Below are 12258 nucleotides of genomic sequence, written 5' to 3'. Positions count from 1 at the left end.
CGGGGAACTGCGCGACCAGCCACGCACGGTGCGAGGCCAACAGGGGGTTGGGGGCGCGAGGAACTGCGCGAGATGCGACCGCGGTCTGCGGACTGAGACGGGTTTAGGGGCGCGGGGAACTGCGCGCCCAGCCACGCACGGTGTGAGGCCGAAAGGGGGTTGGGGGCGCGGGGAACTGCGCGGACGGCCCCGCACGGTCTGCGGACGGAATCGGGGGCAGGAGCGCGACTGCGTCGCCCGATGGGTCGTCCGCTCGGGGAGTGCGGTGCGAACCTGCAAGTCAACGTGCCGAAGGCATAGGCAACCTGCGGGTGACAGATCGCCAACTTCCGGCGGAATGGGGCGAATCTGCATCAGACTCTGGCATGGCCCCCGCCAGTGGGGGCTCAGCCATCCGAGATGTTTCCCTCGGCGTCCCATGCGGCGCGGTCCGCGCCGGTGAAGGAGTGCAGATGTCCCTGTCTCGTTCCCTGTCCCGCTTCGGAACCCGCTTCCGCTCCGGCGCGGTCGCCGGGCTGGGCGCTACCGCGGTGCTGGCCGGTCTGGTGGCCGCGGTGCCGGCGGTGCCCGCCTCCGCCGCCGGATCGTTCGTGGTCAGCCAGGCGCAGTTCGACCACATGTTCCCGGGCCGGAACTCCTTCTACACCTACCAAGGGCTGACCCAGGCGCTCGGTGCGTACCCCGGGTTCGCGAACTCAGGTGACGGGGCGACGCGCAAGCGCGAGGCGGCGGCGTTCCTGGCGAACGTGAGTCATGAGACCGCCGGGCTGAGGTACGTGGTCGAGCAGAACAAGGCGAACTACGGTCATTACTGCGACCGCAGCCAGCCGTACGGGTGCCCGGCCGGTGACAAGGCCTACTACGGCCGCGGGCCGCTCCAACTGAGCTGGAACTTCAACTACAAGGCAGCCGGTGACGCCCTGCACATCGACCTGCTGCGCGACCCCTACAAGGTCGAGCGTGATTCCGCGGTGGCCTGGAAGACCGGGCTGTGGTTCTGGAACAGCCAGAAGGGCGCGGGCAGGACGACACCGCACGACGCGATCGTCCACAACAAGGGGTTCGGCGAGACGATCCGCAGCATCAACGGCGACCTCGAATGCAACGGGAAGAACCCCGCCGAGCGCCAGGACCGGATCAACCTCTTCGAGAAGTTCACCCGCGACCTCGGCGTCAGCGCCGGCGGCAATCTGTCCTGCTAGGCAGTGCCGTCCGGCCGGCCCGACGCCGGCCCGGGTGTGCCGTCGGCCGACGCGTCGAGGCGCCGGCCGACGGCTGCTCCCGGACCCCTCCAGGGCACGGCGTAGACGCGGGGTCCGCGGTCGACGGCCGATGGGTTCGAACCGCCCCGCCCCCTTGATCTCCCCGGGGGTGACCCCGGATCGTCGAGCCCATGCACCCCATCCCCTTCCGCCCCGCCGAGCGCGACTTCATCGCCAACCCCTACCCCGCGTACGAAGAACTCCGGGCAGGGGGCCGCATCCACCACTACCCGCCCACCGGGCAGTGGCTGATCCCCCACCACGCCGACGTCCGCACCCTGCTCCGGGACCGGAGGCTGGGCCGCACCTATCAACACCGGTTCACCCACGCCGAGTTCGGCCGGACACCACCGCCCCCGGCGCACGAACCGTTCCACACCCTCAACGACGGCGGCATGCTGGACCTGGAGCCCCCGGACCACACCCGGATTCGCCGGCTCGTCTCGCAGGCCTTCAACCCCCGCACCGTGGAGCGCCTCGCCCCGACCGTGCGCCGCCTCGCCGCCCGCCTCGTGGACGACTTCCGCGCGGCCGGCGGGGGCGACCTCGTGGCCGAGGTCGCCGAGCCCCTCCCCGTCGCCGTCATCGCCGAGATCCTCGGCATCCCCGACGCCGACCGGCACCTGCTGCGTCCCTGGTCCGCCGCGATCTGCGGCATGTACGAGCTCGACCCGGGCGAGGAGACCGCGGCCCGAGCCGTCCAGGCCTCGGTCGAATTCACGTCGTATCTAAGGGAGTTGATCGCCGAGCGGCGCAAGAAGCCCGGCCGGGACGACCTGATCTCCGCCCTCATCGCCGCGCACGACGAGGAGGGGGGCGAAACGAGCCCCCGCCGCCTCACCGAGCAGGAGATGATCTCCACCTGCGTGCTGCTCCTCAACGCCGGCCACGAGGCCACCGTGAACACCACCGCCAACGGCTGGTACGCCCTGCTCCGCAACCCCGCCCAGCTCGCCGCGCTCCGGGCCGCGCCCGATGCCCTTCTGCCCACGGCCATCGAGGAGTTGATGCGGTACGACACCCCGCTCCAGCTCTTCGAGCGCTGGGTGCTCGAAGACATCGAGTTCGCCGGGCAGACGCTGCCTCGCGGCAGTGAGGTCGCCCTGCTCTTCGGGTCCGCCAACCGCGACCCCGCCCGGTTCGCCGACCCCGACGCCCTCGACCTCACCCGTGCGGACAACCCGCACATCTCCTTCGGCGCGGGCATCCACTACTGCCTCGGCGCCCCGCTCGCCCGGCTCGAACTGGAGGCATCCTTCGGGCAGTTGCTCGGGAAGATGCCCGAGCTGCGGCTGACGGCCGAACCCGAGTGGGGACCCGGGTTCGTCATCCGGGGGCTCAAGGAGCTCCGGGTGGAGTGCTGAGCCATCCGCGAACCGTCCTCAGCCCACCACGTCCCGGCGCCGCAACGCCCCGACCCCCGCCCCGGTCAGCACCGCCGCGAGCGCGGTCAGGAGCAGTACCGGGGACCACGCCATCCCCACCCCCGGCAGCTTGGGCAGATGGCCGAAGGGGGACACGTCCAGGACGGCGGCCGGCAGGTTCAGGGCGGGGCCGATCCAGCCGAGGGCCAGGCACAGGGAGACCACGCCGAGGGCCCCCGGGGCGAGCCGGGGGAACGCTCCGTACAGCAGTACCGCGAGCCCCGACAGGGTCCAGATCGCGGGGAGTTGGACCAGTGCCGCGCCCAGGAGGGGGCCGGCGTCGCCGCCGTGGCCGGCTGCCAGGCCGAGCCCCCCGACCGTCATGATCAGGGCCGCCCCGCCGAACGCGATCACCAGATGTCCGGCCGCCCACCGCACCCGGCCCACGGATGCCGCCAGGACCGGCTCGGCCCGCCCGTCCGTCTCCTCGCCGTGCAGCCGCAGCACCGACGAGACGGCGTACAGCGCCGCGACCATCCCCAGCATGCCGACCATCGTGGCCAGGAACGCGTCGGTCAGCCCGCTCTGCCCGCCCATCCGCTGGATGATCTCCCGGGTCCGCGCGTTGTCGCCGACCAGTGCCGCCGCCCCGTCGGCCATCCGCCCGAACAGCAGCCCGGCCAGCGCGAATCCGACGGCCCACCCGAGCACCCCGCCGCGCTGGAGCCGCCAGGCCAGCCCGTACGCCGTCGTGATGCGTCCTTCGGCCGGACCGGGCCGCGGCGGCACGAAGCTCATCCCGATGTCGCGGCGTCCGGCCAGGACGTAGGCGACGGCCCCCTGCGCGAGGGCCGTCGCGACGACGAGCAGCAGTACCCACCAGCGCTCGCCCGCGTAGGGCCGTACGTTCTCGGCCCAGCCCAGCGGGGAGAGGTGGTCGAGTACCGAGGAGGCGTCGCGGGTCGCGGTGTCGCCCGCCGCCCTCAGCAGGAACGCCGCCCCGAGGACCGCTCCGGTGAGGCCCTTGGCGAGCCGGGCGCTCTCCGTCAGCTGGGCCATGATCGCCGCCATGGCCGCGAACAGCATCCCGATCGCCCCGATCGTCAGACCGAGCGCCGCCGAACCGGCCGCGTTCCCGGTCGACTCGGCCAGCCCCGCCGTGACGATCGACGCCACCGCCGCGTCGGCGACGAACGCCGCCAGCAGTGCGGACGTCAGGGGGGCCCGGCGGCCCACCATCGCCGACGACAGCAGTTCCTGACGGCCCGTCTCCTCTTCCTCCCGGGTGTGCCGCACCACGATCAGAAGGCTCATCACCGCCGCCAGTACGCAGCCGAACCCGCCGAACCGCCACGCGGTCAGGGCGCCCGACGAGTCGCCGAAGACCGGGCCGTACAGGGCCCGCAGCGAGCCGTTGCCGCTCATCGAGCGTGCCACGTCCGCGCGTTGGGCGGCCGTCGGGTACACCTTCTCCAGGGTGCTCGCGCCACTCGCCACGAGCCCGCCCAGCGCGATCGCCCACACCGGGATCAGCACCCGGTCCCGACGCAGAGCCAGCCTCAACAGGGCCCCGGTGCCTGCGAGTTCATCACCCGGGCCCTTCCTCCTGGCGGCCGTGGCGGGTACGGCGGCCGGGCCGGTCATCGCGCGGCCACCTCCTCGGCCCCCGTGTAGTGGCGCAGGAACAGCTCCTCCAGGGTCGGCGGCGTCGAGGTCAGGGACCGCACGCCCGACGCGGTGAGCGAGCGCAGCACCGCGTCCAGCTTGTCCGTGTCGACCTGGAGTTTGACGTGGCGGCCCCGCACATCGAGGTCGTGCACACCGGGAAGGTGCGTCAACCCGGCTGGGGCGCTTGCCAGTTCGGCGGTGACGGACGTCCGTGTCAGGTGGCGCAGCTCCGCGAGGGAGCCCGTCTCCACCGTCCGGCCCCGGCGGATGATGCTGACCCGGTCGCAGAGGCTCTCCACCTCGCTCAGAAGGTGCGAGGAGAGCAGCACGGTCCGGCCGCGGTCGCGCTCCTCCTTGACGCAGTCCTGGAAGACCTCCTCCATGAGCGGGTCGAGCCCGGAGGTCGGCTCGTCGAGGATCAGTACGTCGACGTCGGAGGCGAACGCGGCGACCAGGGCCACCTTCTGCCGGTTGCCCTTGGAGTAGGTGCGGCCCTTCTTCGTCGGGTCGAGCTCGAAGCGTGCGACGAGGTCCCGGCGGCGGGCAGGGTCGAGTCGGCCGCCCCTCAACCTGCCGTACAGGTCGATGACTTCACCGCCGGAGAGGTTGCGCCACAGGGTCACGTCGCCGGGCACGTACGCCACGTGGCGGTGCAGGTCCACGGCGTCGGCCCACGGGTCGCGGCCGAGCAGCCGCGCCGTGCCGGAGTCGGCACGCAGCAGGCCGAGCAGCACCCGGATGGTGGTGGACTTCCCCGAGCCGTTGGGGCCGAGGAAGCCGTGGACCTCGCCGGCCTCGACGGCGAGGTCGAGCCCGTCGAGGGCGTGGGTGCGCCCGAACGACTTGTGCAGTCCGGCGACCGCGATTGCCTTCGTCATGTTTTTGAACGTACTGTACTTTCACGAAGTTGTGAAGATAAGGAAGCGTATGAAGGAGCCGATAGGGTCGAGGCCATGAGCGGTGTGGACAGCGCGGAAGACGGCGTGGAAGACGGCGTGGACGAGGAGCAGCAGGTGCCGGACGGGGCGGACGCGGTGGGCAGGCCGCAGGGGCGGGACGAGGACGCGGTGGGCAGGTTCGTCGAACGGTTCGCCTCCGAACTCGCGGAGGCGGGCATGCAGCGGATGGCGGCCCGCGTCTTCGCGGCCCTGCTCGTCTCCGAGGCCGGCTCGATGACCTCGGCCGAACTGGCCTCGGCGCTGCGGATCAGCCCGGCCGCCGTCTCGGGCGCGGTCCGTTACCTGTCCCAGGTCAACATGGTCGGCCGCGAACGCGAGCCCGGCTCCCGGCGCGACCGGTACGTCCTGCACAACGAGCTCTGGTACGAGACCTTCACCAACCGCGACCGGATACTGACCCGCTGGGAGCAGGTCATGCGGGAAGGCGTCGCGAGCGCGGGCGGCCCCGGCACGGCGGCCGGGGCGCGGATGGCGGAGACGGCGGCGTTCTTCACGTTCCTGCACGGCGAGCTGTCCCAGCTGATGGACCGCTGGCGCGAGCACCGCACCACCCTCGACCTCCCTCCGATCCCACCCCGCTGATCGCGGAGCTCCCACCCCGCTGATCGCGGGGCCCCTTCGTCGCGGGGCCCCGGGGTCAGGTGGGCAGGACCAGCTCCCAGGCGGCCGCCCGCACGGTCCACGTCCGCGTGCGGACCGGGCCCGCCACGATCTGGTCCGCCCGGTAGCGGAAGCCGCCCACCGGGCCCGAGATCGTCACGGCCCGCGCCGCCGCCCGCGCCCGCTCGCCGGTGCGCCCGTGCACCACCACCTGCGCGAGCCCGTCCGCCGAGGCCACCGACACGCCCGCCACCGGCCGGTCCAGGTCGCTGAGGAGCACCCCGTCGGCCTCCACGCGCAGCCGGTGCGCGACGGCCGCGGACACCGGGGCCGGCGCCCGCACCAGGGAGCGCAGCGCCGAGCGGGCCGCGCCCCACACCGTCGGCGGCGCGGGCCGGGCCCGGACCGGATGCGGGGCGGGGACGCGGAGCGCGCCGAGCACCACCTGGTCGCTGTCGTCGACGAGGAGGTCGAGCCGGCGCCCGGCGCCCTCCAGGGCGGCCCGCGCGGCCGCCACCGCGCCCAGCGGCACCCCGAGCGTGCGGGCCAGCTCCAGGGAATCCGCCGAGCCCACCGGAACCAGCGCCAGAGCGCCCCGGTCGAGCTCACGCTCCCGGTACAGGGTGGTCACCGCGCGTAGCAGCGCCTGGTCGTCGCCGACCACCACGGTGCGCCGTCCGCCCCTGCGGGCCAGTGCCTTCGCGAACTCCTGTGGCCCCTCGGGCCAGCAGATCTTCGCCTGTGCTCCCGCACACAGCACATCTTTCGCGATCCGTACGGACTCGCCGTCAATACGGCGGGCGACCGGGTCGATGAGCACGACGAGCTGGTGCGCAGCCGACACCTCGGTCCTTCCTCGGGTAGCATCTTTGTGCAAGAGCCCCTTGCGCTATTGCGCCAGGGGCTTCGTCTATTCCGGGGCAAGCGTTCTTCGGTTCAGGCCCATGGTGTACGCATCCACATATGGAACGCGTATGCCCCTGACCTTGGACATGCCCCGCCCGGAAGGGGTGTACGCCTGTGCCCGCACTTGTGCTGCTCGGTGCTCAGTGGGGTGACGAGGGCAAGGGAAAGGCCACCGACCTCCTCGGTGGATCCGTTGACTATGTGGTGCGTTACCAGGGCGGCAACAATGCCGGCCACACGGTCGTCGTAGGCGACCAGAAGTACGCGCTGCATCTTCTCCCTTCCGGGATCCTCTCACCGGGGTGCACCCCGGTGATCGGTAACGGAGTCGTCGTCGACCCGGCGGTCCTGCTCTCCGAGCTGAGCGGACTGAACGAGCGAGGCGTCGACACGTCCAAGCTCCTGATCAGCGGTAACGCTCACCTGATCACGCCGTACAACGTCACGCTCGACAAGGTCTCCGAGCGCTTCCTCGGCAAGCGCAAGATCGGAACCACCGGCCGCGGCATCGGCCCGACCTACGCGGACAAGATCAACCGCGTCGGCATCCGCGTCCAGGACCTCTACGACGAGTCGATCCTGGAACAGAAGGTCGAGGCGGCCCTTGAGGGCAAGAACCAGCTGCTCGCCAAGGTCTACAACCGCCGCGCGATCGAGGCCGGGAAGATCGTCGAAGAGATGCTCCAGTACGCGGAGCAGCTCAGGCCGTTCGTCGCCGACACCACGCTCATCCTGAACAAGGCGCTCGACGACGACAAGGTCGTGCTCTTCGAGGGCGGCCAGGGCACCCTGCTCGACGTCGACCACGGCACGTATCCCTTCGTCACCTCCTCGAACCCGACCGCGGGCGGCGCCTGCACGGGTGCGGGCGTGGGCCCGACGAAGATCAGCCGCGTGATCGGCATCCTCAAGGCCTACACGACCCGTGTCGGCGCGGGCCCGTTCCCGACCGAGCTGTTCGACGAGGACGGCGAGGCGCTGCGCCGCATCGGCGGCGAGCGCGGTGTCACCACCGGCCGTGACCGCCGCTGCGGCTGGTTCGACGCACCGATCGCCCGGTACGCGACCCGCGTGAACGGCCTGACCGACTTCTTCCTCACCAAGCTGGACGTGCTGACCGGCTGGGAGGAGATCCCGGTGTGTGTCGCGTACGAGATCGACGGCAAGCGCGTCGAGGAACTCCCGTACTCCCAGACCGACTTCCACCACGCGAAGCCGATCTACGAGAAGCTGCCGGGATGGTCCGAGGACATCACCAAGGCCAAGACCTTCGACGAGCTGCCGAAGAACGCGAAGGCCTACGTGAAGGCCCTGGAGGAGATGTCCGGGGCGCCGATCTCCGCGATCGGTGTCGGCCCCGGCCGTACCGAGACGATCGAGATCAACTCCTTCCTGTAGGCGAGCCGGCGGGGGGACCCGCAGGCGCGTGATCCGACGAGCGGGGCTTCGGGCGGCCGGTTGGCCGTCCGAAGCCCCGCTCGGTCGTTTCCCGGGCGCATCCGCCGGCTGTCTACGTCGGGAACTCGCCGAGCCAGCTGCGGTCGAGCAGGTTCTCGGGGAGGTACTCGGACTCGATCGTGATCGGCCGCCCGGCGTCGTAGCCGAGGCAGGCGAGGGCGAGCGGGGCGAGGGCGATGGCCCCGTCGAGGTCCTCGGCGCGCTCCGCGTCGGCGGTCCAGTACTCGTGGTGCAGCTGGACCGCTTGGAGAAGGGCCTTGTCGAACTCCTCGTGGTCCTGGGTGATGAAGCGGTAGAAGACGTTCAGCGGGGGATAGAGGATCTTGAGCATCAGCTCACGGTCGACGAACCGCAGGTTCTCCGGGTTGGTGCCGTCGAACGCGGCGACCAACTTGTCGCCCAGGCCCTCGCGTTCGAGCCAGTACGTCTGGAGCGCGTCGACCCAGTGGTAGATGTACTCCTCGAACTCGGCCCCCGAGCCGCGCAGCAACTCCAGCGGCACGTTGGCCAGTTGGGTCATCCGGGCCTGGTCGCGGCAGATGATGGCGAGCCAGAACGCCTGGAGCCAGGTGCCGGGGTCGGTGAAGTGCGTGGGCCCGCCGAGGGCGGGGACGGTCCGCTTCTCGTGCGCGATCATGCACTCGACCGTGGTCCCCTCCGGCGCCGTCGCGGAGGCGAAGAGCGCGGACCCGGTCTGCATGGCGGCGACCCACGCCTCCCACGTCTCGCTCGCGTTCGCGGTCGGGTCGTGGAGGCAGTGCGTGAAGGCGGTGCTGAGCGTGCTGCCGAAGGAGAGTCCGAACATGTCCGGCGCCTGCTCGACGCGCTCGATCTCCTGAAGCGTCTGCTCGTCGATCTCCGCGAGCCACTCGGCAGAGTTCTCGCCCGGGTCGTACGGCGTGCGGGAAATCTGGGTCATCCGGGTTACTTCCTAACCGAGAGGTCGAACTCTTTCATCTCGTAGCCAGCGTACTTAGCGCCGTCCGAGTCGGCCTTGACCAGGACGTAGTCGACCTTCCCGTCCTGGAGCGCCTTCTTGAGGTTGGCCATCAGTGCCGCTTCGGCCCTGCCTTCGGGCGACCCCTTGGCCTTCTTGGCGCGCTTGTCCATCTCCTTGAGGATCGTTTCGAAGTATTCACGCGTGCCCTGCGTCACCCTTCGACCGGTCAGACCCTTGCGCGTGCCCAACGAGGCCGTCTTCGAGCCCTTGGCCTCCACGACCAGGTAACGGCCGTCCTTGGTCACGTAGATCTGGTCGAACCGGTTGTTGCCGAACGCCCCGTCGTCCACCCGCTTGGCGCCGGGGAAGTGCTCGGGCACCGCGTGGTACTCGGCCACCTCCTCACCGAACAGCTCGCTCTGCTTGCCCATTTGGCCGTGCAGCGGCGAGTGGTGCGCGTCGGCCTGCGCCATGGCATCGGCCAACTCCGGTGTGGGGTGGGCCGCATACGCCTTTTCGGCAGCCTCCAGCTGGTCCTCCGCGGCCCGGTCGGCCGCGATGGCGTGATCGCGCCTGGCCGCCTGGTCGTCCAGATGCTGCAACGCATCGTGGGTCAGACCGGCCCGGGTTCCGGGGGCGCGGTTCGGGCCGTAGACGTAGTGCTCGCGGATCGCCGGCGGAAGATTGTCCGTGGCGATCCACTTGCCGGGGCGGGACGGGTCCTTGCTCAGCTGCGGGAGCTCCTGCCCGTATCCCCCGTCCACCTTGCTGAAGCGCCGGTAGCCGTTCGACCGGTAGTGCTCCTTGAACCACGCCGGGTCGCTGTTGGCGCGCTCCACCTGCTGGCGCTTGATCTCCAGTTCCTGCTCGGTCGTGCGGCGGCCGGCCGGCGGGTCGGCGTCGTGGCCGCCGCCGGGCGTGCCGTGCTCGCCGGGCACGTGACCGCCGTCGTTCCCCGCGCCACCGCCGTGGCCGGACTCGTGGCCGCCCGAGCCGCCGTCGTGGCCGCCCGTGCCGTGGCCGCCGGAGTGGGTGCCGGCCTCCCCGGTGTGGCCTGCGGCGTGGCCCGCGGTGTCGCCCGCCGCCGGAGTTCCGCCGTGCGTCCCGCCCGTCGCACCCCGGTCGAGGTCGTTGGCCGCGCCCCGGCCGAGGTCGTGCGCGGTGCCGCCGGGGGCGTGGCCCAGGTCGTGGGCGGTGCCGCCGGGCACGTGTGCGCCGGCGAGCGCCGGTTCCTTGATGGCTGCGGGGGTGGGTGTGTCGATGTGGGGGAGGGTGTTTTTGAGGTGGGCGATGTCGTCGGCGCTGAGTTCGACTTTGGCTGCGGAGGTGGTGCCGTCGGGTTTGATGACGGTGCCGTCGTCGAGGTTGAGGCGGCTGCCTCCGGGCCATTCGATGTAGTTGCCTTTGACGACGGGGAGGTCGGCGTTTTTGGCGTAGGTGCCGTCGATGTTGAAGGTGCCGCCGTGGGCGAGGACGTCGGCGTAGCGGCCGTTGGTGATGTTCTTGAGGTTGCCGAAGAGGTCGCCGACTTTGATGACGCCGAATTTTCCGGCTTTGGCGATGTAGGTCATGGGGTCGACGACTTTGGCGACCTTGCCGGTGACGGAGAGGACCTTGGCGACGGCTCCGCCCTTGGCGGCGCTGCCGGCGCCGCCGGTGAAGACGGTGGTGAGGACGTTGAAGGTGACGCCGCCGGCGGCGCGGGCCGGGTTTTTGCCCCATTCGTCCCAGGCGACGAGTGCTTTGCCGGTTTCCTTCATGGCGGTGCGGGAGTCGCGGAGCCAGGAGGGGAGTTGTTTGTCGGGGACGGTCCAGAACATGCCGCCGAGGGGGGTGGCGGTGATGGCGAGGCCGGTGGCGAGTTTGGCGAGGCCGGTCCAGGCCTGGCCGGCTTTGTCCCAGCCGTCGGTGCCGACGAGGGTGCCGAGGCCTTTGACGGTGCCCCAGATCCCGTCGACGATGAATCCGTCCCAGACGAATGATTTGGTCTGTTCCCACAGCCAGCGCAGGCCGGTGTATTCGCGTTGGGCGTGGCCGCCCCAGGGGGTTTCCTCGGCGTGCTGGAGGGCGTCGGCGGAGAATCCGTACATGCCGGGTTTGTGGGTGCCGTCGTCGACGGTGAGTTTGCTGCCGTTGACGAGGGCGGTGATTTTGTCGTGGCAGGCGCGTTCGGCGTCGGTGAACGCGGCGACGGTGGCGCCGACGTCGCTCATGAGGCGTTCGTTGTGGTCGATCTTCTTCTGGTCGCGGCGCCAGTGGTCGTCGCCGGCGATGCTGTCGGTGAACGCGAATGCTTCGGTGCGGAGGCTTTTGAGTTTGTCGACGAGGGGTTTGACCTGGGTCTCGTACTCGGTGAGGGCGGCGGCGGCTTTTTCCAGGCCGTCGGCGAAGTCGTCGGCCTTCGTCTTGACGGGCAGGGTGGTGGCGAACAGCTGGTCGGCCTCGGGTGCCTGGTAGCAGGCGGACAGGCCCTGGAATTCCTTGTGGACGTTGGAGCCGCCGTCGCGGAACTCGCCGGCCTGCTGGGTGAGGGCGGCGGCGTCCTTGCCGAGCTGTTCGAGGTTGCCGGTGAACATGGGGATGCCGGCGGGGTCGATGACGTCCTTGCTCACTTGTGGCCCCCCGGCTTGTCGGCGGGCTGCGCGGGGGGCTGTGGGACGGGTTTGCCGTCGGGGCCGAGTTCCTGGCCCTGGTCGTTGACGACGGGTTCCTTGACGGCCTGTTTCTGCTTGTTCGCGGCCATGTCGAGGTCACCCTTGACGTATTCCGTCGTCGCGTCGTACGCCCCGTTGAGTGAATGTTCGGTGCGTACGGCTATGTAGCCGAGTTCTTGTGCTTTGTGCTGCATGAATTCGCCGAGTGCGCCGCCGACGGGGCCGATGGGGGCCTCGCCGCAGTACGGGCCGGAGATGGTGCCCGCGCTGGTGGCGGCCGATTTCAGGCTTTCCTGCATCGCGGTCCCGGCCTTCGACATGCTCTCGGCCGCCGTCGCCGTCTTCTTCAACACACCCGAAACACCGGATGGTTTGATGTCCCAAGCCGACACGAAATGCTTCCCCCGTTCCCTGCCTGCTGTCCAACTGCCTTGCATGTGCCGCGCG

At 70.5% G+C, this 12258-nt stretch carries 10 protein-coding genes; 4 read left to right on the top strand and 6 right to left on the bottom strand.

The genetic code is table 11. The annotated features are described in order from the left end of the window. Nucleotides 1–452 precede the first annotated feature (452 nt). Together IE267_RS37230 and IE267_RS37225 are read left to right on the top strand one after the other, a co-directional pair. Nucleotides 453–1202, top strand: a complete 750-nt coding sequence (locus IE267_RS37230) for a chitinase (RefSeq protein ID WP_167158789.1) — start codon at nucleotides 453–455, stop codon at nucleotides 1200–1202. A gap of 191 nt (nucleotides 1203–1393) precedes the next feature. Then, nucleotides 1394–2626, top strand: coding sequence for a cytochrome P450 (locus IE267_RS37225; RefSeq protein WP_189766298.1), 1233 nt, complete (start codon nucleotides 1394–1396; stop codon nucleotides 2624–2626). 18 nt (nucleotides 2627–2644) lie between these two features. On the opposite strand, the gene IE267_RS37220 is transcribed toward IE267_RS37225, so the two are convergent. Together IE267_RS37220 and IE267_RS37215 are read right to left on the bottom strand one after the other, a co-directional pair. After that, nucleotides 2645–4270, bottom strand: a complete 1626-nt coding sequence (locus tag IE267_RS37220; protein WP_189766297.1) for an ABC transporter permease — start codon at nucleotides 4268–4270, stop codon at nucleotides 2645–2647. After that, nucleotides 4267–5172, bottom strand: a complete 906-nt coding sequence (locus tag IE267_RS37215; protein ID WP_189766296.1) for an ABC transporter ATP-binding protein — start codon at nucleotides 5170–5172, stop codon at nucleotides 4267–4269. Before IE267_RS37215 ends, IE267_RS37220 begins: the two co-directional genes overlap by 4 nt. A 75-nt stretch (nucleotides 5173–5247) precedes the next feature. On the opposite strand from IE267_RS37215, the gene IE267_RS37210 reads away from it, so the two are divergent. Beyond that, on the top strand, nucleotides 5248–5835 hold the full coding sequence (locus IE267_RS37210) for a GbsR/MarR family transcriptional regulator (protein WP_189766295.1): 588 nt from the start codon (nucleotides 5248–5250) through the stop codon (nucleotides 5833–5835). A 55-nt stretch (nucleotides 5836–5890) separates the two neighbouring features. On the opposite strand, the gene IE267_RS37205 is transcribed toward IE267_RS37210, so the two are convergent. Beyond that, a complete protein-coding gene (locus IE267_RS37205) occupies nucleotides 5891–6697 on the bottom strand; it encodes a diacylglycerol kinase family protein (protein ID WP_229861647.1) in 807 nt (268 codons plus the stop codon). Nucleotides 6698–6873: 176 nt separating this feature from the next. On the opposite strand from IE267_RS37205, the gene IE267_RS37200 reads away from it, so the two are divergent. Beyond that, nucleotides 6874–8157, top strand: coding sequence for an adenylosuccinate synthase (locus tag IE267_RS37200; protein ID WP_167158801.1), 1284 nt, complete (start codon nucleotides 6874–6876; stop codon nucleotides 8155–8157). Between the two features lie 112 nt (nucleotides 8158–8269). Here the strand turns inward: IE267_RS37200 and IE267_RS37195 are convergent, their stop codons facing one another. From IE267_RS37195 to IE267_RS37185, 3 genes are all read right to left on the bottom strand, one after another. Continuing rightward, entirely contained in the window at nucleotides 8270–9136 is an 867-nt protein-coding gene (locus IE267_RS37195; RefSeq protein WP_189766293.1) for an immunity 49 family protein, read from the bottom strand. Nucleotides 9137–9141: 5 nt separating this feature from the next. Continuing rightward, a complete protein-coding gene (locus IE267_RS37190) occupies nucleotides 9142–11769 on the bottom strand; it encodes a hypothetical protein (protein ID WP_189766292.1) in 2628 nt (875 codons plus the stop codon). Continuing rightward, on the bottom strand, nucleotides 11766–12258 hold a 493-nt coding region (locus IE267_RS37185), incomplete at its 5' end, for a DUF6507 family protein (RefSeq protein WP_229861646.1). The genes IE267_RS37190 and IE267_RS37185, both read right to left, overlap by 4 nt.

Source organism: Streptomyces xanthochromogenes (assembly GCF_014650455.1).
In the GTDB taxonomy this organism is placed as follows: domain Bacteria; phylum Actinomycetota; class Actinomycetes; order Streptomycetales; family Streptomycetaceae; genus Streptomyces; species Streptomyces xanthochromogenes.
This window is presented reverse-complemented; position numbering and strand designations above follow the sequence as displayed.